Raw genomic sequence first — 21,118 nt, 5'->3', positions numbered from 1 at the left:
GGCGTAGAAAGGCGTAGAAAACATCTCTGCGACGTTAATCACTGCAGAAAACATGATGTCATAAGGGCACATGTTTCTCATAATGATGCTTGTCGGCCCGTTTCTCACTTCACAGCCAGGCCGTACGGGGTTGTTCGGTACATCGTACGCCTTTTGCTGTACAAAGACAGGATATCTCTGTACCCGAGCGACATGTACACATGAAAGGTGTACACGTACACCATTTCCATGGACGTGTACGGCAAAAGGCTGAACATCTTTCTCAAGAAGTTGGAGGAAGAGGTGAAATAATATCCCACACAGACTGCGTCAGCTCACTTGCAGCCCGATAACGTTGTGCAATCTGTGTTGGCGTCTCGTAATGCAGTGCAGTGAGCACCTGTTGCTGCGCTTGAGGGGCTCGGTGAGCTGCCGATCCCTCCCATACGACAGTACATAACAGCGGCCAAGCCGCCTGCATCGCCTCTGCACTATCCCTCAGCGAGAGAATACTCTCACGAGCACGCTCTTTCATCTCTGCTGCCTGATCCGTAAGCGCCTCTACCTCTTGCCAGGTTAGCTGCGTCCCTCCCAACGCTTGTTTGGCCTGCTCGATCACATCTGGTCGTTGCCACTGCGAGGCGCACTGCCAGAGGAGGACAAAACCACGTCGGGTGGTTGAACACCGGCACAGGAAGGCACAAACCATTCCAATCGTATTCCATAACCCGATCGTGATCTGCAATCGGGCCTGCGCGAGATTGGAAGCTTCCAGCGCCACACGAGCCTGGCGATACGCAACTTGAGCCTGTCCGAAACAGGTCGCAAGCCGCTTGTGCCGAAACGGTTGCAGACACAGCTGAGGAGTGAGACGAGCTTGCACGTTCGCAATCAGATGAAGAGGATCAGAGAGCACGATTCCTTCGCAGAGATTAAATGGAAGGGCTGGTTGTGCCAGAACCCAATCCAAGTCATCGAATGTCCTTTGCGCGAGGGGGTAAATTTCTATCGTGTACGGGCTAACAACGCGCTCCTCAAACCATGCCGGATCGGGGTCGTCGGGAGTGACAATACACAAATCGATGTCGCTGCCTGGCAAAAGTTTTCCATGCTGGGCAACCGATCCCTCGATGAATGCACCAACGAGAGGGCGGCCTTGCTCTTGCCACCAATGGAGTGTGGAGTGCGTGATCTGCCAGATCTCTGTTGTCTCTAGATTCCAGCGCCTGAACTGCTCATTCATACGACAAGTGTACCCAATGAATGCTGGCTCTGGCAAGGAAGCCTTTGACTCCCTCATGCCATAGTGGCCGGTTACAGAACATACAATATCGTGTCATGAAGTGAGCGATAAAAAAGTATGAAGAAAACTGGCAGGCCATATCGGATCATTTTGTATGATTGTACAAAGTGATCAAAGCAGCCAGAAGAGGCAATCATTATAAAGTGATCGTAGTGGATCTATCTACAGGTTGTAATGATTGTCCATTACGTGAAAGGTTGGCACCAGATTTTCGCCCTGGAGGCTTTTCCATTCGCGCTGTCAGACGCTGGTAAGGTCGGTAATCAACCCAGGAGATGGGGTTTCTCACGATCTTTTGATGAAGCGCGCCCATGCCTCCCGCAAGCACTTTGGAGAGGCTCCTGTTGGAGAGAACAAGACAGGAGCCGAACCCGCCGCTACTGTGAAGCGCGTCCATCCCAGCCAGGATCACGTTTTTCAGCAGATACAGACAGATCGACCCCCTCCAGGTGATGCCGATCATTGTAGCGTTCGAGCAGAAAGTTGGGCTGCCACCCCACTTCTCGTGCAAATACCTGCCAATGCGTGATCGCGGTATAGTCCGTATCAATGTCAGCGCGTTGCAGATGGTGGATAGTCATGCCAAAGAAATAGGTGAAACTGGCCTGGACAATCCCGCCATGGCAGACCAGGACAATCGTCTTCTCCGCGTATTCGTGCATCACACGCTGGAGTGCTGAGGTGGCACGCAGATTGAATTCCACCCAATTCTCGCCAGTGGGCAGCCAGCGAAAATACGGACGCTGTTCGCGTGGCACCTCTTTCCACATGGTAAGAAATTGCTCTTCACTCAAGCTGCCATCCTCATTGCGCCACTCTTCAAATTCGGGATCTGACGCCACAGGCAGACCCAGTGCGGGCGCGATAATTTCAGCCGTGTGTTGTGCACGCGGCAGCGTGCTGCTGATCAACACATCCGCCTGGATCTCACCGGTCGCAGCCAGGCGATCGCACAGCAACTCAGCTTGCTTCACTCCGAGCGGCGAGAGGCCGTGATCAACCAATTTGCCATGGGCCTCCCCAATATAGTCGCCGTGGCGGATGAGATAGAGATGGGTCATGAACTTTTCCTACCTTTCAACATCGGTCTGGAGAAAAGAGATCTGCTTCGGAGCAGCGTACGTGAATGGTGAAGATTTGTCAACGGATTGTTCCTCCATCGTCGCACGAAAAACGACACCGGTTTCTCTGACAAGCAGTCAGGCACAGCACAGGGCTCGCTTACGCAGGGTTTGAAAGCTTGCCTTCCCATACGCTTGCCGCTTGATGAGCTTCAACCAATGGGCGTAGCCTTCGACAGCCCCTTGCGACACGCATCCAAGCCATTCCGTTGCAAAGGCATCTTTTTTCTTCCTACCTGCCCCTACCCTACGCCACCCTACCCCTTCGCTCCCCCGGTACAGAAGGTAGAGTAGAAACACAAAATGTCCTGATGTATTCAGTACGAACAGTGTTATTCGGCAAAGACATAGCATCTACACACACGAACAGTTAGAGCACGCCAGAACATCGATTTCATCACGCACTTCCATGAGTGCAGATAATGTGAGAAAGGACGCACACATGCAATCGTCTTCCTATCCACGCTACTATGCAGGCTTTGAGGTTGGATCTGGCATCTCTGGCCTCAAAGTTATCCCCGTTGACGGCCTTCCCATGGGCCAGGATCTTGTCACGCTTCCAAGCTTTCTTGCCGATGGGGACATTTCACTCCTGCTCAAAAGTGGGGATACTGATGCTACACTCTCCTCCATCCTCCAACCAGGAGATTATGTCCTGTCCTGGCAGGATCGGACCTACTTTCTCGGCAATCTGCTTGCTCACGGCACCTACCGTGACAATGCCTTCAATGATGAGCGACGCTATTGGTCAGATCATGCGCAGATGTTGCTCCTCTGTTTGGCCTGTATCCTTATTCCTGAACGCTGCTTTGAACTTCGCCTGGTCACAGCTCTCCCGGTCAGTCTCTATAATCGGGAACGACGGCAACTCGTTCGTCACGCTCTTTCGCAAACGTACCATGTTACCTTTAATGGACGGGAACGAGAAGTCATTGTCCGGTGTGGATATGTCGCTATGGAAGGACAAGGGATTCTCATCCATTATGGTGATGAAACAAGTGAACAGGCAGTTATCGATATCGGCGAGCGAACAACCGACCTGATCGCAGCTTCTGGGCAGCGCCTGATAGGGCGTCTCTGTAAAGGTGATCAATTTGGGGTGGGACAATTGGTAGAAGATCTCCAACAGATGGGATTAGAGCATCGTCGTAAAATCACCACCGAGAAAGCACATGCCCTCCTTCAGGCATATGCGCATCAGCAGCCATATCCTCCCATCAAGACAGCGAACGGACATCTGGCCGCTGAGCATATCACAACCACGATTGAGCAATCCATCCAACGACTGGCACGGCCGCTCTCGTCATTTCTTGCCGGAGCCTGGAATGTTGAAGAAGCGCCACCAGGGTCACAATTCGATACCATTTATCTTGGTGGTGGGGGCGCATACTACTTCGAAAAGATTGTTCGCGCAACCCTGCAGGACTGTCACATCATCACTATCCCAGAACCACAAGATGCAAACATCTGTGGCTATGCAGACCTTGCACAGGCACTTGATGAAGATCGCTGGGAGATGCATTAAATGCGAAATTCAGATGAGGTGTATTGGAGCACCAGCCTACCCAAAGATCATGAGGCGCTACAGGCACTTGATGCCTATCGTCACGAATGGGGAGGGCTCAGCCGAGCCGAGGCGACCCGTCGTTTGTTGATCGAATGGCACAAACTGCGCCAGGGCCAACCCATCGCTGCCTGGATACCAACCGTCTCACCGCAGCAGCACGCGACAAACGTGGGCGATAAGCAGCAGATAGCTGGAATGGCGTACACCCCCAAAACGTCAAACTCAGTTGCACGAGCAGCCAGCCGTGTGCTCGACGATTGAGCAATAAAACATACCATGTACACGTACACCATCTCCATGAGCAAATCTCCCAAAATGGGAAGCTGTTAAGTTCACAGAAAACCCATAACGACCCTAATGATTGTCAAATATCCGAAAATCTCGCACCGCTATCTATAGATCAGATTGAAATAATAGACTTGATCTATAGATAGCGGTGCGAGATTTTTAATATGAACCCACCTAACCCCAAATGGCCGTATCCCTCTAGATGCTCAATCGCATGCACCTTTAACAGGAGATCTACTGTACCCTGTAACCGGCGAGATGCTAAAGAAACGAGGAGTTGATCTGGGTAAGAATCTCTTCTACGATCTCTTCTGGACGCTTTTCATCCGTGGGAATCTGCACAGCATACCCAGGGGAGGCAAAGGCAGCCAAACACCGGTCAAACCGCTCCTGAATCCAGATAAGCGCTTGCTCGGTGTGTTCCTGCTGACGTTGTGCCAGACGGCTGAGGAGCGTTTCTTTGCGTGCAGTGAGACAGAAATGGTAGAAGTGGGGATCAATCTGGCGAAGGCCATCAGTAATCTCCTCAAAGTAGGGGCGATGCCACAAGGTCATGGGAATGATTAACGTTCGTCCGTACACCTGCTTGAGCACACGTGCTGTTTCTACCACCAGGGGACGCCACGCGGTCAGATCTTGAAAGTCAGTAACGGTTTCGATGGGTTTGACGATAGCGGCTAGTCCAGCCCCTACTATCTCAGGATCATAAAGCATGCTATGGTAAAGATGTTGAACAAGCAGTTCTGCCGTCGTAGTCTTCCCGGACGCAAACGAGCCATTAATCAGAATAATCATGGATATGAGCTTTCTTCGATTGTTTTTCTCATCTATTATCCTCGATGCCTCGCGCCAGTACAATCAAGTGGCCTTTTTTCTCAGCTCTCCTCTATTTTGAGTAGAGGGGCAGAGAATCCCAATTAGCCAAAAGAGTTACAGATCTCTACTCATTCCACAACCACACATCTTTTTCAACCGTTTCACGTGTTCTGGATTTGTCGTACTATCTGCACGCCTATTTTTCCTTCGCATTTCAAGTATACAGAAATATCAATTTTCGTACAAGGCAATTTTTTCTACCTACTCCTCCGCTATGCCTTCCCCTACCTGCCTGCTGCGCCAGTGCTATCAGACCCAGAGCGGTATGATCGAAGCAGATCGAGTTCCTCGATAGAGGAGCAAACATCCTGAAAGATACTGCACGATCACCATAGCCGTGAAAGGACCACAGCAATGCAGCAGGAACATGAACACAATATCCAGCCACTGCTCCTCACCGTTCCACAGGCGGCTCGGAGTCTCGGCATCTCTCGTGCCAAACTCTATTTGCTGCTCGCACAGCAGCAAGGGCCTCCGGTCATTCGTTTTGGGAGATCCGTACGCATCTCCGTCGACTCTCTTCAGAAATGGATTAAAGAACAGGAAAACGTATCTCTGTAAGTGTCGTGTTTTCTGGGAGGCTGGCTTCAGAATACTGCGCAGCCACACATGCTTCCAGGAATAGATATGCTCTATCAGCATCGGCCTAGCAACCCTGTAGAAGTAATAGTGCTATGTTTTTTTGACTATACGAATAGACATACGTGAATGTAATTGCTTATCACTCATTTTTTCTCCAAAGGTACGCCTCTTCTTTCATGAGCAAGCTCAATATGGTACGATACAGGTGTCTGCTAGTTGGATAGTCGGGCACTTGATATGAGAAGGAGTGCCCCATGGTTGCAAAACGCGGACGAGGTGAAGGGTCCATTTACCAGAGAAAAGATGGCCGCTGGACTGCCGAGATCTCCGTTGAAGGCGGAAAGAGCAAGTTCCTCTACGGGAAAACGCGGAAGGAAGTCCAGGAAAAGCTGAAGGTCGCCCTGTACGAGCAGCAAAAAGGCATGCTCGTCACGGGTCCCCAGCAAAAGGTCGGGCAATTTCTCACCCACTGGCTAGAGGACGTACACAAGCAGAGCATCCGCTCTCGGACGTATGAGCGATACGAGGAGATTGTACGGTTGCACCTGGTGCCAGGAATCGGACATCACCAGCTCCAAAAGCTCTCGCCGCAACATATCCAATCATTTTACAAGAAGAAACTGGAGGAGGGTCTTTCAAACACTACCGTCATTAGCTTTCACAATGTCCTGCACAAAGCCCTGGAAACCGCCGTCCGCTGGAATCTGATCGGACGCAACACGTGCGACCTCGTGTCTCCACCCAGGCGAAAGCGCTTTGAGATTCAGCCGCTCACGATGCAGCAGATCCACCAGTTCCTGGCCGTGGCCCACGGACACCGGCAGGAGGCGCTGTTCATTCTTGCCCTGGCGACGGGCATGCGCCGGGGAGAACTTCTTGGACTCAAGTGGCAGGATATCGACATGAACCGGGGCGTGCTGCAGGTGCGCCGCATCCTTTCGAGGATCCCGAGCAAGCTTCCAGGCAAGGGATTCGAGGAGGCCGAGCCAAAGACGGAGAGGGGGCGAAGGAGCATCGTCCTCCCACCCTTTACCATCGAGGTGCTGAAGCAGCACCGGATCAGACAGTTGGAGGCAAAGCTCAAGGCGGGCCTGGACTGGCAGGAACATGATTACGTGTTCTGTACGTCGATCGGGACGCATCTCAACCCGACGCGGGACGTCCTCGCGGTGCTCAAGTCCTTGCTGGTCGAGGCCGGATTGCCCCATATCCGCTTCCATGATCTCCGGCACAGTTCGGCGACGATGCTGCTCGGCATGAAGGTGCATCCGAAGATCGTCCAGGAGATCCTGGGGCATAGCCAGATCAGCATCACGATGGATATCTATTCGCACGTGCTCCCGACGATGCAAGAGGAGGCAATGAACAAGATCAATGACGCGCTACAGCAGTAAACGGGGTTTCCTGTCAGATCTCCTGTCAGGAGCCCATCAAGAATGCAAAAGAGAATACGTAAAGCCAGTTGTAGAGCCAGTTGGGACGGGTGAAAAACACGGACAGGGTTCGAATCTCTCCACCGGCACCCCCCTTTTTAAGGATGACCCTTCAGGCCGTATGTACAGCCGCCTGAGGGGTTTTTATTTTATGTAGCAACCGTCTCTGTACATCAACTGTACAGCAACCCAAAATCCACAAAAAAAGCAGCCTCAAATAAACAAGAGCAGCCACATCTCTTAACCAACAAACCCATTGACTTCGTTATCCCACACCATCAACTTTAGCTTCTAAAGGTGTGGTGTATTTTATTAATATCCCATTGAACTTCAAGTGGGCATTGTTCTAGTAAGGCATTTTATACTGCTATGTATTAATAACCCACAATTATTTTTCTCTTCCAAAAACAGATTGAAAACACATTAATAATATTTTATATTATTCTATGACTCAATTAATTTTTTATAATTTATACCAGAAATTATAGTATTATACAGGTTCTAACTCTTTATATCTCAATTGCTTTATGCATCTATATACTCCTAATTATATATTCTCTCACTGGCCCGTCCTGGAAAGAGGTTTATACTAGTGGCTCTACTTGAGGATCTTAAAGCCGGAGTTGCCTTACAAGGTCTTCTACCGGGGAATGGGATGGTCACTATTATCAGCGTTACCCCTCATGCTGATATTGGCGCAGAAATTATCTTTAAGGATGCTAATGGTAAAGCAAGTGAACTATTATACCAGGATCGTATCGCTCAACTCCGTGTTCTACCTCTGCAACTACCCTGGCGCTTCGATGCCAATGGAGCTCTCTTTCGTCTGGTGTCGGAAGCCTATCGTATTCGCCTGGCTTATCTCTTCGCTTCCCTGATGGGGCATGATAACTCCATTAGGGTTGTTCGACAAACTGCTCATTTTGCTCATCAGTCAGATCGCTTGGATACAGTTTTCGGTACGATTGAGAACTCATCAAGGTTGATCCTTTCTTGTGACGTTTTGAACTCCTTTCTATTTCCTATCGGCTCTTTAGTGCTCTTACGACACACTCTAAGTAAGTACGCATATAAAAATCATTTCCTCAAAAACTTACCTTCGGGCGTTTACTATGATAGAATATAAATGGTGAATATCGCCTTTGTAGTCTATTCTGATCATTATCGTATATGAGTATATTACCGGAACAAAATACAGCCATATAAAACTCCGTTCATCCCTGCTTGCATGGACTATGGCGGTATCCTACCAGGAACATCTGGCAAAATCGACGCGCAATCAATGGCTTCGTGAATGAGAAGCATGAATTTTGAAGAAGGCAGGAACATATTTTGGCTCAATTTGACCAGCGAGGGCAGCACGTCACCCAACAATACAATGCTGGGCGTGACATCAATTTCGGACAGGTCCAGAACTCAGAGGACCTTATTATGCAGCTTGAACAGCTGAAAGGGAAAGTCGCTCAAGCACAACAGGCGGGAACCATCGAAGAGGAACAAGCGACAGATGTTCACTATCAGTTGACGAAGGCAGTTCAACAAGCCAGGAAACCAGATCCCGATAAAAAGACTCTTCTTAATCACCTCACGACAGCAAAATCTCTGATTGAGGAAGTGGCAGCAGCAAGTGGACTCGTGACAGCCCTTGTAGGGGCTATTGAAGCCGTGCAGAAGCTATTCTCATGACAAAGTTTGACCAACGTTATCAGCAAGTACATCAACAATATAATGCGGGTCATGATATCAATATGATTGCGTCTCCCTCTCTCAGTGAGATGCAGCAGAAACGCAATCGTAGCAGAATGCTGGCAAAGGTCCGTGCCTACTGGATCACAAATGTCCTTGAACACTCACTGCATGGAGCCGCTATGATAGAACTAGGGCTACATGAGCAACCAGATGCAGTCGCTCATCCCTGGGAACTCATCGTGCAATCTTCGGATCAACCCACAGCACATGCTTTACCCCCAGGGACGCGCTTAACACATCTCTATGATGAAGCAGGAGGAGAACTCCTGGTCCTGGGAGAACCTGGTGCGGGGAAAACGACATTGCTTCTAGAGCTAGCTCGTGATTTGCTTGATCGTGCCGATCAGGATACAATGCACCCCATTCCGGTAATTTTCAACCTCACCTCATGGAGCGTCAAACGGCCTCCTCTTGCTCATTGGCTGATTGAAGAACTGAACAGCAAATATCAAGTCCCACGAAAACTGGCACAGCAATGGATAGAAGCCGATCAATTGCTTTTATTACTCGATGGATTAGATGAGGTTACACAGGTGCATCGTGCCACATGCATTGAGGCCATCAATACGTACCGGCATGAGCATGGTCTGGTACCTATGGTGATCTGTAGCCGCAAAGCAGACTACCTCTCGCAGATACAGCGAGTACAATTACATACTGCTGTTGTTATACAATCGCTGACAGAAGACCAAATCGAAACATATCTCTCTAGAGCAGGGAAACCTATGGAAGCAGTACGCATGGTGATACGGAATGATCCTGAGTTACAAGAAATGGCAAGGTCGCCATTGATGCTAAGTATCCTGACATTAGCCTACGCCGGTAAGTCACATCAAGAGATACAAGTGGCGGGGGTTCCCAGAACGAGGCAACAGGTATTTAAGGCTTATATCAAGCGAATGTTACAACGCCGGAATTTCGGCGTACGCTATCCTCAAAAGCAAGCCATCCACAGATTAGCCTGGCTCGCTCATCAATTAGCCCGGCATAATCTGACGGAGTTCTATCTTGAGCGCATGCAACCGGATTGGTTCGATGAGCATCAACAGATTCCCCATTTCTATCGGGTGGTAGTGAGGACGAGTACTGTAGGTATAGGATTACTTGCGGGGCTTATCAGCGGGTTGCTCATGGCGCTAATCGCCTGGTTGGTCTTTAGACTGAACCCGCATACCGCATTGATCAATGGATTGGTTGCCGGGCCAACCACCGGGTTAATTGTCGGACTCACGCAACAAATCGAGAGAGAGATCAAACCTGCCGAGGTAATCATCTGGTCATGGCATAATGTGTGGCAAATATTAACGAAAACGGGATCCATACGCAGTATGATACTTGGTGGGTTAATCATTGGTTTGGTCTTTGGGCTACCGATAGGATGGGCCTTTGGGCTGGTAGATGGGTTGGCCTACGGGTGGATCCTTGGGTGGTTCGGTGGATTTATTATCGGATTGGTAGATAAAGCAGTCAGCATATTGCTTTATGAAACACAGGCGAAACAGCTACATCCTGTCCTGAGTCAAGACAGAAGGGGCTCTGTACGCAATAGATTTTTGATTGGATTAGTCAGCGCGCTAGTTGTTGGGCTGATCAGTTTGCCGATTCTAGCATTGTTGATTGTACCGACCAACGACCCCATGCTGATCCCGATCGTGATACTGATCTGCGGACTAGTCGGTGGACTTGTTATTGGGTTTAACCATCACGTAAATAAAGAAGTAAAGTCAGTTGAGATACTGAGTTGGTTAAGAGTAGCTATATGGCAAAAAATCGTAAAGAATGAGTCATGGAGACAGATAATAATAGTTACATTAGCTACAGGGTTAGCATTTGGAACGGCCATCGGGCTAGGCGCGGGATTAATCCACGGGGTGGTTAGTAGTATCATAAGTGGGGTTATATTTGACTTCATAAGTCTGCTCCTCGGAGGACTGTCGAATGACCGCCTCGATAAGCAGATTTTCACAAGACCCAATCAGGGAATGCGGTATTCTACACGAAATAGTATTCTAGTTGGGCTGGTTGTCGGGCTGGTAGCCGGGTTAGTGAATGGGCTGATCATTGGATGGCTTAACGGTTTAGATACCTCATCGATGCTCGTGGGGATAGTCTTCGGGCTGATCACCGGGATGGTAACCGGGCTAGCCACAGGATTCTCTATCGGGTTATCAAACGGTGGCACTGCAGGTATTCAACACATCGTCCTACGGTGGTTCCTCTGGCGGGTTGAGCGTATACCCTGGCGATACTCACGCTTTCTAGATTATGCCACTGAACATATTCTGCTACGGAAGGTAGGAGGCGGCTATATCTTTATCCATCGGCTTTTGCTTGATTACTTTGCATCTTTATATACGCCATCCTTAGAGCGTGTCCAGGAAGGCCCCGGAAGCCGATTGACAGAATCGCGGGAGAGCGAGAATGAACAATCCATGGAGAACCACGAATCATGAACCCAGCTGTGCGTTTCATCGATAGATGTATACCTGCGCAGCGGCTCCCCAGCAAGCAGCCTTGCCTCTCTCTCCTACAAAGCAAGAAGAGCTCATTACCGCTCACACCAGTGGACCCAAGGAACCATTCTTCCTCCATCTAGAAAGTACTCAACTGCACATAGCGATTCCTCTACTGGAATAGTCCAGGAACAGAGATGCTCATCGACCTGTCACGCGGGTTTTGGGCATGCAGGTAGTCACCTTTGTCAAAGGACGAAAAGCGCTTCAATTTAGAGTGGGAGGCACACAGAACCGGAACTGGAAAACAGATCAAGGCGCTATATGTCTACCCACTTGACCTTACTATGTTATTTCAGTTGGCTGATATCCCACACCTGCACCGTTGTATCGCGTCCCGCTGAAGCGATACGTTTCCCATCGGGAGACCAGGCAATACTAGTTACCGCATCAGTATGGCCATGATAGGTAAACCGGAGGCTGCCGGTACTGGCATCCCACACCTGTACGGTGTAGTCATAACCAGCCGAGGCGATGTGTCTACCATCGGGAGACCACACGACACTCGTTATGTCGGATGTATGACCTTTATATGAACGCAAAAGTTGTCCATTGTGAGCATCCCACACCTGCACAATTCTGGCAAGCCCGCCTGAGGCGATTTTCTTGCCATCAGGAGACCAGGTGATAGTTGCTACCAGGTACGTGACACTGCCAACAAAGGAGGTATATCCGCGGCAGATAAGAAGGCGATTCCCGCTGGTGGCATCCCACACGTGTACTGTTGCTTCATCACCACCCGAGGCAATATATTTGCTATCAGGAGACCAGGCTACACTGCCTACAGTAACGGTGTGGCCTTTATAGGTAAGCAACAGCTTACCACTGCTGGCACTTCGTACCTCTACCGTTTTGCCGCAAGCCGAGGCGATACGCGTGCCGTCCGGAGACCAAGCCACGCTCCATATTACGACATCAGGGTTCGTATGGCTGAATGACAGGTGACCGCTACTGGCATCCCACACCTGCGCGCTCCCGCTGCCATCGCCCGAGGCAATATGCTTGCCATCAGGAGACCAGGTGATACTCTCTATCATGTCGGTATGATGCGTATAAGTGAGCAAGAGGTGACCATTGCTGGCATCCCACATCTGTACCGTCTTATCAGCTCCCCCTGAGGCAATACGCTTACTATCAGGAGACCAGGCAACACTATACACAGCGTTAGCATGGCCCCTATAGGTCAGTAATAGCAAGCTGTTACTGCTGCTGGCATTCCACATCTGCACGGTTTTATCATATCCTCCTGAGGCAATGCGTTTGCCATCGGGAGACCAGTCAACACTACATACAGCACCAGTGTGACCTTGATAGGTAAGCAGGAGGCTGCCACTATTGGTGTTCCACATCTGCACGGTTTCATCATGGCTAGCCGAGACAATGCGTTTGCCATCAGGAGACCAGGCAACACTATATATAGCATTAGTATGACGTTGATAGGTGAGCTGGAGGTTGCCGCTATTGGCATCCCAGATGCGCACGGTTCCATCATTACTGGCCGAGGCGATACGTTTCCCATCAGGAGACCAGATGCTCTTATTTACAGTGCTATGATGGCCATGATAGACGCGCAAAGGACTGCCACTGCTGGCATCCCAGACCTGCACAGTGTTGTCATATCCAGCTGAGGCGATGTGTTTGCTATCAGGAGACCAGGCCACGCCAGCTACGATATCGGTATGGCCTTTATATGTGAGTTGGAGATGCCCATCGCTAGTATCACAGATCTGTACTGTGTGATCGCCACTGGCAGAAGCGATGCGCCTACCATCGGGGGACCAGGCGATACCCTCTATGTAGGAGTTGTGGCCCTTGTAGTTCAATAGAAGATGGCCGGTAACAGCATCCCAGACCTGCAGGGTCCCGTCAAACCCTCCTGAAGCAATGTGCTTACCATCGGGAGACCAGACAGCACTTTGGACAGAAGAGGTGTGGCCTGTATAGGTGAGTAGCAAGGAATTATTACCACTGCCAGCATCCCACACCTTTACTGTCCCATCCGCACTGGCTGAAGCGATGCGTTCGCTATCAGGAGACCAGGCAACACTATACACAAAGGACTTATGCCCGGCATAGACATAAGGAAGCTTTTTCGGCGAAGCGGGTGGTGGATTTCCAAGAAATGTTCGAACAATACCAGCTGTTCCGGCCATGCCTGCGATACCTGTCAGACCAATTAATACCATGCGCCTCGTGTAGCGCTGGCGTCGCTGACGCTCCATCTGTTGGACCCGTTGACTCTCTTCAATACTGGCTTGTAAGAAGCGATCTTCATCAATGCTTGGGAGATTAGCCTTTCTCCATGCGAGCGCCTCCGTTAGTTGGGCGCCCCGGTAGAGCCAATCTGTGGGCTCTCCATGCCGTTTCCATTCTGCTACATCTGCGCTAATCATTTGCTGTAATCGGATATCTTCTCGTGCCTCATGGAGCCAGTCCTTCAGACGATGCCATGCCTGGATCACGGCTTCATGACTCACTTCGATGGTGGACACACCAGCTACTGTATTGGCAGTGAGGAGGCGCGCTTTTATAAAAGCATTGGTTACATCTGTAAGTTTGACCATCTCTTCCGTATCAATAATTGTCAATTCATCACGGGGAATACGCCGCTTCGTGGCGTCTTCTTCTACCGTTCCGGGATTGAGCAGTCGTAAGAAGAGGGCGCGCGCCAGCAGTTGGTGGGCTGCAGTGGGTAAAGATTGATATGTGGATTCCGCATGTTTGGCGAGCGCTCCTTTGACTCCCCCGATCTTTTGATAGGCCTGTCGCGTGAGTAACCGTCCCTGGTTGTGCTGAAAAAGCTGGTCGAGCGTAAATTGCAAAAGTGGTAGTGTTCCCGTCTGACCCTGCACGTCGAATAGTAAATCTCCGATCAGGTCCTCCTGGAAACTAAGCTGAACATCGGGGAGCTGAGCTGGTTGCTCGATGGCTCTGCGCAGGTCTGGAGTTTCCATTGGAAAGACGATCGCCTGATGATGTTGGATGAGACGCCCTAATTCTGAGTACTGTAATGGGCGATCATAGAAATCAGCTCGTAAGGTGAGTACTGCTACTAATGGACCGTGCATTTCACTGGTGGCAGTAAGTAAGAGCTCCAGAAACTGCCGTCGTTCACCTTCTGAAGCGGTTTGCGTAAAAAGTTCCTCAAATTGATCAATGACAAGTAGAACGTTCACACTGGATGGCTTCGCGCTCGTTGTAAGTAACAAATGCAACCCTCGCGCTGAATCGTCTTCCAGATCTTCACGAATACTCTTGAAGCTACGTTCTGGAAAGAGCGGGCTGAGCGCTATTATCAACGCCTCAATGGGAAATTTTCCTGGACTCATGGGGTCCAGAACGATCCAGTGCTCATTTTCTGGAAAAGTCGCTTGCTTGAGTTTGGGGATCAAGCCCGCCATGACAACACTGGATTTGCCTGACCCACTTGGTCCCAGGACCGTAAGCAGGCGTGAGGCAGCTTGATCCTGTAGATCCATTGTACGTAGTTGCCGGACCTTCTCCAAAAGCTCATCAATCAAACGATCTCGACCGAAGAAATCACGGGCATCCTCAGCACGGAACGCCAGCAATCCCTTATAAGGATTACGAAGAGCAGCAAGAGAGCGAACAGTTTGTTCTATATGGTGATCTTGCAATAAGGAAGATGAAGTTTGCTTGTCAAGCATGTGGAGCAGCTCTTGAAGCGCCTGTGGATAACGTTTCCCTCTAGCATCAAAGAACGGCAAACCATGCAGATTGGCAGGCAGGACGTCCATCAAATGGTCTCCCCAGGTCCAGAACAGGTAGATAGGGCGTTGATACATCTCCGCAATGTGGAGTTCGCGCTTAACTGATAGAGAGCTCCGTGTATAGGACGAAACAACGACGATCACTCCAGATGCATTACGGATCGCCTCACGCATTTCTTCTTCCTCAGAACTAGCTGTATGTGCGGTCCATGCTGTTATGCCGTGCTCTTGTAGATCAGTTTTGAGGTTATCGAGTATGGGAAGATCCTTGAGCGCAGAAGAGAGAAATAGAAATGGATAAAGAGGCGCCGGGGTCCTAGATTGTGGTACGTGGTGCCATACATGGTCGGGAGATGTGTGCCACTGTTCAATGACAGAACGAATGCCCCTGGCAATATCGACAAAAGCGAGATCGATATTCTTCCACATCGTGACTGGTTTGGCATTGCTGGGAAGGACTTGCAAGTGGGTAAAGGGAGCCTGCTCCCAATCAACCGGACGCAAGAGGAGTGGAATGACATGCGCCACACCAGCATCATCGCGTTGTAAGGCTTGTTGCATCTCAGTGTAAGAAGCGTCTAGAGCTAGAAAGTCCGGGCTAATCAACAAGAGAATGATCTGTGCCGAAGAGAACTGTTCGTTGTTGGCCTGGCTTCTATTGGCTCCTGGTATCATCTTGTGATGATGCCATCCTGCAATCATTCCCTGTCGTTCTAACAGACTCAGGTGTTTTTCTAGCTCCTTACGTAACTCTTCATCTTCATCGGCATAGGAATAGAAAAGTGTGAGTGGAGAGTCACCCTGCTCATTGCGCGCACCCATTGTATCTTTCCTTCTTTATCTATATCAGCATTATATATATCCACTCTTTGCCCCTACCGGATTAGTATAGTCTTTCTTCCACCCTTGAGAAAGTATGATGCCGACTTTCAATACTGTGTCCTTTTTACATCTTAGATACATTTATTTAAGTATTATACTATGGGTAAGAATACAGATCAACAACAATAGATAAATTCTGATGATTAAATAGAATTACATGGCACACTTGATGGTCAGGCATATAGAGAACTCATCAAATTTTATACGTCGTCAGATGGAAGAGGTATCCAACATTCTTTTGCAAATACCCTGGATATTCGGCATATTACATTGATTGTCGAAGCGATTGTTGCCAAACTGAAAAAAGAGGGGTGGAAATCTTTAGCGAGTTCTAAGACTATGAAAGCATGTATACGTTATGCTACGTTCGTGGTCCAGAGGGGATTATTTTAGAGTTAGCGGAGTAAACCAAATAAATGAATCAGCATACGACAAAAAGGGAAGAAATGCATCTCTCGGAAGAAGATATGGCCCTCGTGGCCTCATTCCACCCGTATCGTGCCAATCAATTCGCCCTTTCAGCCTTACAGAATAGCAGCAAAGTGAATGTGATAACCACCGAGGAACAGATTGCATTTCTCCCGCGTGAGGGGGCATCCGTGGGCCTGATTTTCTATCCAGGAGCGAGAGTGGAGTCTGAAGCATATGCCGTCTTTCTGCATGAGATAGCCAAATGGGGATACGCAACGTTTCTCCCCAAAATGCCACTGGATCTGGCTATCTTTGCGAGAAACCGTGCAGCCACGCTCATCTCAGCGTATCCGGAAATCCAAACCTGGGTTCTGGGAGGTCACTCGATGGGAGGTGGTATGGCTTGTGAGTTCGTGGTAACGCATAAGAACGTGAGAGGATTACTGTTGTATGGTACGTTTCCCGGCTGTGACCTTTCCAATCGGGAGGAGCTTGCGGTGACGCTAATCTATGGGACACATGATGCCGTGATCGCTCCGGAGCAGGTCACCAGGTCCAGGTCAAATTTACCGGAACAGACACAATATATCGAAATTTCGGGAGGGACTCACTCCTTCTTTGGGGATTATGGGCAACAAGATGGCGATGGACAAGCAACCATCTCGCATGAAGAGGCTCGCCTTCAGATCCTGAAAGCAAGCCAGGCGCTTCTTCACCAGTTCGTACAATGAGAACATCGAGGAACCATCTCCAAGTATTCAGACTGCTATGCACAATCTGACCAAACAATTGGACCAGCATATACAGAGTCGCAAGCTGCACACTAGATTGGCACAATTTCTTCAGTCATACAACCATCAGAATTAATCAAAAAGATGCAATACCGGACATATTCATAGGTGCAGCTCTCTTTTAGCAAAGACATGAGCCTGCTCCTCGTTGAGAATGACGCCAAAATATTTGATGCACGCTAGTGTGGTTTCGATAATACGAGGTTGCTCAGCAGTCGGATGTTTACGTATCAACCAACTGTGTTGTATCCATTGTCGATTTTCCTCTGAAAACAGGACATAGCCAGTGACGATGGCCAGCGTATCTTTGTGCTGATTCCACAGTTGAGCCGTATTATAATGGCATTGGCGAGATTTTCCAGGCACTAGCTCTACAGTCCCCTCGATAATGTGTCCATACTGCACCAGTAGCGCTACATCTGGCTCATATCTATTATCCATCGCTATTCCACCATGAGCGAACAATTTCTGCTCCAAAGGAACTAATTTCGCACGAACAGAATATCGAATAGCTTTATCCTGTTGTGGATGCACTGATAATGGTCCTAGTCTCCTTGTCTCAGAGAGTTGTGCCCATAATGCTTCTGAGGGCACGCTTGGGAGTGCTTGTCGAAAACGCTTCCGATAATAACACTCACAGAAAAATTCAGTGAGCTGACCCCAATGTACCTGCTCTACATGAATACTGAGAGACTGAAAAGCGGTTTCTTCCACTAAACACACCTGGATGAGCGCTTTCAGCTTCTCTTGTGCCTCTCTACGACTAGCGCTATCCTCCACCCACTGGTAGAGGGATTATCCTGGGCGAACTCCTACCAGGGCCAACCAACAGTCTCGTTGATGTCGCAGGCGTGCTCGTCGGTCATGTCAGCCTGGTGCGAGGAGAGGGAGCGCTGGTTCGAGGCATGGGGCCAGTGCGTACGGGTATCACTGCCATTTTGCCGCATGGGGGAAACCTTTTCAGGCTCAAAGTGCCAGCGGCGGCGACCATCTTCAATGGCTTTGGCAAAACGATCGGCCTGGTACAAATCGCCGAGTTGGGTTTGTTGGAGACGCCCATTCTGCTGACGAATACGCTGAATGTCGGCAAGGTCGCTGACGCGCTTGTTGCCTGGATGGTCGAACAGAGCCCAGAGATCGGCGTCACCACGGGTACCGTCAATCCAGTCATCTGCGAATGCAACGATGGCTTTCTTAACGACATCGGTGGCCGGCATGTGACAGAGCAAGATGTACGCGCCGCGCTGACAGACGCTTCTGCCATGCCAGTGGTCGAGGGAACTGTTGGAGCGGGGACCGGCATGACAACCTATGGGTTTGCTGGAGGCATTGGCACAGCCTCACGCCGCCTCACATCTGACCAGGGAAGGTATACTCTCGGGGCGCTGGTGCTGGCGAACTTTGGGCGGCGAGGCGATCTCCTCATCGGCGGCGTCCCTGTTGGACGTGAGCTTGAAGAGTTGCGCCACAAACGGGAAGTGCAAGAGATGCAGCGGGAGCAAGGATCGGTCATCGTCATCCTGGCGACCGATGCGCCGCTCAACTCGCGCCAACTTGGCCGCCTGACCCGACGCGTCCCGCTTGGTCTCGCGCGCACGGGCACGACCGGAGGTCACGGCAGCGGCGATCTGGCCATTGCGTTTTCGACTGCGAACCGCATTCCCCACGACGAGACTCCGCTCATCCATCACGTGGAAGTGCTCAACGAACAGCATCCAACCATCGATCGGCTTTTTACCGCGGTGGTTGAAGCTACCGAAGAAGCTGTCCTTAACGCATTGTGTGCCGCGCACACCCAGAGTGGGCGGGATAACCACCGAGCAGAAGCGCTTCCACTCGATGAAACGCTGGCCATTTTGCGGCGCTATGGGCGAGTCTGAAAGCTGACTTTCTCCAATGCTCCCACCGGAAAGGGGCTGATCCCTTCAATTTCGGTGGGAAAGCCCTGAAAGTGAGGCTCTCATGCCAAAGGATTGGTGAAAGATGAGCGAAGAGCGGTTGCTCAGTTTAGGCTATGAAATACAACATATCCAGGGGGTGAAAGTCATTTTGCGTCCCCTTGTACTGATTCCCGGAGGGTCTTTTCTGCTGGGGAGCAATCCGGCAACGGACCTCGAGAGCCTCTCTGATGAGCGGCCTCAACATCAGATAATGGTTCAGGAATTCTTCCTGGCAAAGTATCCGGTAACGGTGGCAGAGTATCAATGTGCTGTGGATGCGGGTGCGGTAAGCGTCCCCGAACCGCAAGTGTTTGCCTATGCACCTGGTGAAACAGGTCCAGGCTTCCATCAGCCCACCATCTTGACGTGGGAAGAGCAACAAGCACATCCAGATTTCCCCGTGAGAGCGCTCAAAAACTGGGTCGAAGCCTATCGGTATACGCAGTGGTTAGCTGCTCTGACCGGGCAGTCGTGGCGCCTGCCAACCGAAGCAGAGTGGGAAAGGGCAGCGAAAGGGACCGATACCCGTCGCTACCCGTGGGGAAATGCATGGGATCCAGAACGTGTCCAATCACGATGGGGACAGAGGGGGATCTGGGGGGGCGGCCCAATTGGCACGCACCCGGGAGGGGCGAGTCCTTATGGAATAGAAGACCTGGCTGGCAATGTTTCCGAATGGACGAGTTCACTCTACCGTGCGTATCCCTATGATCCCTGGGATGGGCGCGAAGACCCACATATGCCAGAGGAATATGTTGTATCGCGGGGAGGATCATGGCTCTCCGGCCCCAGTGAAATGCGAACCACCGCTCGCGACGATGAAGGCAATTGGGTCAATGGTGGCTTCAGGTTAGCATGCTCTCTCGTGGGAGATCACATCGGCTGGTCGCTTTAAATCAGCTGAGTCATGCTTCCTCTTCATCCTGAGCACGCCCGTGCTGTCGGCGGTACTCCTGGGCATGGCGCTGATACGCGGCCACGGCAGCGCGGGTTGCGTACCAGTTACGCCCCTGCTTGCGTGCCTCTAAGCGACCATAACGGGCAGCCCAACTCAAAGCCTCTGGGTCGTATCCAAACTCCCGCGCTAACGCTGGAAGAGGCAAGGTATCCTCCTCTTCGGTTGCAGGGATGGTAGCGCATGCCTCTACATAGAGGTCAAGGCTCGCTTCAACAGCCTGGCCTATCATATTCACCAGCGGGCCATAGTTGCCAGTGTTGCCAGTATCAAGCGCATGGATATAGCGTACACGCCAATCTTTCAACACAAGGGCAGGCGGGTAGCCCTCACGCATCAACATGAGATTGAGCAGGAGACGACCAACTCTGCCGTTTCCATCAGGAAATGGATGAACCGCTTCAAAGCCGTGATGAGCGATGGCAGCACGTGTGACGGGGTCGTACTGCTGGCCCTGCTTCCCGTTGACCCACTGCTCCCACTCGCGCATCAGCCGGGGGACATTGCGGGCTGGTGGAGGAGTCATGTTGCTTCCTCGTATAGAGACCGGGACCGTACGCCATGTTCCCGTCTGAGCTTCGTCAAGGATGCCACTCATCACCTGCTGGTGCAGGGTTAAGATGGTTTCCTGCGTGATCGGCTCCTGACTGCCAGCGACCAGAGACACGACATACTCATAGGCGCGGGCATGGTTCTCCGTCTCTTTATACTCCCTGAGAGAATGACCACCAACGGTCATTCCGTACTCAATCACCATGGCTGTCTCGTTCAGGGTCAGAGTGTTCCCTTCAATGGCCGTACTGTGGTGGGTCAACATGACCTTCAAATCTTCATGGAGCCTGGCAACGGTCCCGGCTGGTAGCGGCCGATATCCATCTATGATGGCCTTTTTCTGTTGGAGGCGCGCTGCTAACCTCGCGTCCATGATCGATTTCTGCTGCCTACTCACCTGGTATCATTCCCTTTCCATCAGATATGTATACAACGGATAGCAGAA

General features: G+C 50.6%; 16 protein-coding genes. 10 read left to right on the top strand and 6 right to left on the bottom strand.

Annotated features, from left to right (window positions below; genetic code table 11):
* Positions 1 to 262: 262 nt before the first annotated feature.
* Together AABA21_RS32350 and AABA21_RS32345 are read right to left on the bottom strand one after the other, a co-directional pair.
* A complete protein-coding gene (locus AABA21_RS32350) occupies positions 263 to 1,222 on the bottom strand; it encodes a nucleotidyltransferase domain-containing protein (RefSeq protein ID WP_338256615.1) in 960 nt (319 codons plus the stop codon).
* A gap of 437 nt (positions 1,223 to 1,659) precedes the next feature.
* Entirely contained in the window at positions 1,660 to 2,343 is a 684-nt protein-coding gene (locus tag AABA21_RS32345; RefSeq protein ID WP_338256614.1) for a histidine phosphatase family protein, read from the bottom strand.
* Positions 2,344 to 2,845: 502 nt separating this feature from the next.
* Between AABA21_RS32345 and AABA21_RS32340 the strand changes: the two genes are divergently transcribed.
* Complete coding sequence (locus AABA21_RS32340; RefSeq protein WP_338256613.1) at positions 2,846 to 3,928, top strand: ParM/StbA family protein; 1,083 nt, start codon at positions 2,846 to 2,848, stop codon at positions 3,926 to 3,928.
* Positions 3,929 to 4,231: a hypothetical protein gene (locus AABA21_RS32335; protein ID WP_338256612.1), complete on the top strand. Its 303-nt coding sequence runs from the start codon at positions 3,929 to 3,931 to the stop codon at positions 4,229 to 4,231. It begins immediately after the preceding gene.
* Between the two features lie 288 nt (positions 4,232 to 4,519).
* On the opposite strand, the gene AABA21_RS32330 is transcribed toward AABA21_RS32335, so the two are convergent.
* A complete protein-coding gene (locus AABA21_RS32330) occupies positions 4,520 to 5,053 on the bottom strand; it encodes a P-loop nucleotide/nucleoside kinase family protein (protein ID WP_338256611.1) in 534 nt (177 codons plus the stop codon).
* Between the two features lie 435 nt (positions 5,054 to 5,488).
* Here AABA21_RS32330 and AABA21_RS32325 point away from each other — a divergent pair, with 435 nt between their 5' ends.
* The 5 genes from AABA21_RS32325 to AABA21_RS32305 all read left to right on the top strand — a co-directional run bounded on the left by AABA21_RS32325 (position 5,489) and on the right by AABA21_RS32305 (position 11,351).
* Positions 5,489 to 5,695 carry a helix-turn-helix transcriptional regulator gene (locus tag AABA21_RS32325; RefSeq protein WP_338256609.1) on the top strand — a complete coding sequence of 69 codons (207 nt, stop codon included), beginning with the start codon at positions 5,489 to 5,491 and terminating at the stop codon, positions 5,693 to 5,695.
* A gap of 275 nt (positions 5,696 to 5,970) precedes the next feature.
* A complete protein-coding gene (locus tag AABA21_RS32320; RefSeq protein WP_338256607.1) occupies positions 5,971 to 7,110 on the top strand; it encodes a tyrosine-type recombinase/integrase in 1,140 nt (379 codons plus the stop codon).
* A gap of 631 nt (positions 7,111 to 7,741) precedes the next feature.
* Positions 7,742 to 8,275: a hypothetical protein gene (locus AABA21_RS32315; RefSeq protein ID WP_338256604.1), complete on the top strand. Its 534-nt coding sequence runs from the start codon at positions 7,742 to 7,744 to the stop codon at positions 8,273 to 8,275.
* Positions 8,276 to 8,481: 206 nt separating this feature from the next.
* Positions 8,482 to 8,835: a hypothetical protein gene (locus AABA21_RS32310; protein ID WP_338256603.1), complete on the top strand. Its 354-nt coding sequence runs from the start codon at positions 8,482 to 8,484 to the stop codon at positions 8,833 to 8,835.
* Entirely contained in the window at positions 8,832 to 11,351 is a 2,520-nt protein-coding gene (locus AABA21_RS32305) for an NACHT domain-containing protein (protein WP_338256602.1), read from the top strand. The genes AABA21_RS32310 and AABA21_RS32305 overlap by 4 nt, the downstream gene beginning before the upstream one ends.
* Positions 11,352 to 11,701: 350 nt before the next feature.
* On the opposite strand, the gene AABA21_RS32300 is transcribed toward AABA21_RS32305, so the two are convergent.
* A complete protein-coding gene (locus tag AABA21_RS32300; RefSeq protein ID WP_338256600.1) occupies positions 11,702 to 15,964 on the bottom strand; it encodes an nSTAND1 domain-containing NTPase in 4,263 nt (1,420 codons plus the stop codon).
* A 476-nt stretch (positions 15,965 to 16,440) separates the two neighbouring features.
* Here AABA21_RS32300 and AABA21_RS32295 point away from each other — a divergent pair, with 476 nt between their 5' ends.
* Complete coding sequence (locus AABA21_RS32295) at positions 16,441 to 17,166, top strand: alpha/beta family hydrolase (protein WP_338256599.1); 726 nt, start codon at positions 16,441 to 16,443, stop codon at positions 17,164 to 17,166.
* Between the two features lie 162 nt (positions 17,167 to 17,328).
* Here the strand turns inward: AABA21_RS32295 and AABA21_RS32290 are convergent, their stop codons facing one another.
* The gene (locus AABA21_RS32290) at positions 17,329 to 17,940 is read right to left on the bottom strand and encodes a hypothetical protein (RefSeq protein WP_338256598.1); all 612 of its coding nucleotides are present in this window, start codon (positions 17,938 to 17,940) and stop codon (positions 17,329 to 17,331) included.
* An 80-nt stretch (positions 17,941 to 18,020) separates the two neighbouring features.
* Here AABA21_RS32290 and AABA21_RS32285 point away from each other — a divergent pair, with 80 nt between their 5' ends.
* Positions 18,021 to 19,106, top strand: a complete 1,086-nt coding sequence (locus AABA21_RS32285) for a DmpA family aminopeptidase (RefSeq protein ID WP_338258508.1) — start codon at positions 18,021 to 18,023, stop codon at positions 19,104 to 19,106.
* A 103-nt stretch (positions 19,107 to 19,209) separates the two neighbouring features.
* Positions 19,210 to 20,061, top strand: coding sequence for a formylglycine-generating enzyme family protein (locus AABA21_RS32280; protein WP_338256597.1), 852 nt, complete (start codon positions 19,210 to 19,212; stop codon positions 20,059 to 20,061).
* A 10-nt stretch (positions 20,062 to 20,071) separates the two neighbouring features.
* On the opposite strand, the gene AABA21_RS32275 is transcribed toward AABA21_RS32280, so the two are convergent.
* A complete protein-coding gene (locus AABA21_RS32275; protein WP_338256596.1) occupies positions 20,072 to 21,070 on the bottom strand; it encodes a Fic family protein in 999 nt (332 codons plus the stop codon).
* Positions 21,071 to 21,118: the final 48 nt, after the last annotated feature.

It is taken from the genome of Dictyobacter halimunensis (genome assembly GCF_036245075.1).
The sequence above is the reverse complement of the archived record's forward strand: the minus strand, read 5'-3'. Positions and strand labels throughout refer to the sequence as shown.